Annotated in this window: 1 protein-coding gene; it reads left to right on the top strand. The window is 69.0% G+C overall.

The features are described from left to right. Nucleotides 1-183 (top strand): hypothetical protein (locus ACEN88_RS35505; RefSeq protein ID WP_413347094.1); only part of this gene is annotated, 183 nt, incomplete at its 5' end. Nucleotides 184-271 lie beyond the last annotated feature (88 nt).

Below are 271 nucleotides of genomic sequence, written 5' to 3'. Positions count from 1 at the left end.
CAGGTCATGCGCGTCATCGCGGACTCCGTCAACATCTCCTACGTGCCGACCATGCTCGCCATGCGCGAGGCGTTCGTGAACAACGACTTCGGCTCCGCCGCGGCCGTCACCGTGCTGCTCGCCGTCGTCGCGGGCGTCATCTCCATCGCCTACTACCGCATCGCCATGAGGAACGCCGAGTGACCACTCCATCGATCGCACCCCCACAAGCCCTCGAGCCGGCGCCTCCGGCCGGACCCGTCCGGCGCACCCGACCCCCACGCAACCGCGA

The sequence above is a fragment of the Massilia sp. CT11-108 genome, assembly GCF_047302915.1.
Taxonomy (GTDB): domain Bacteria; phylum Pseudomonadota; class Gammaproteobacteria; order Burkholderiales; family Burkholderiaceae_D; genus Telluria; species Telluria orientalis.
This window is presented reverse-complemented; position numbering and strand designations above follow the sequence as displayed.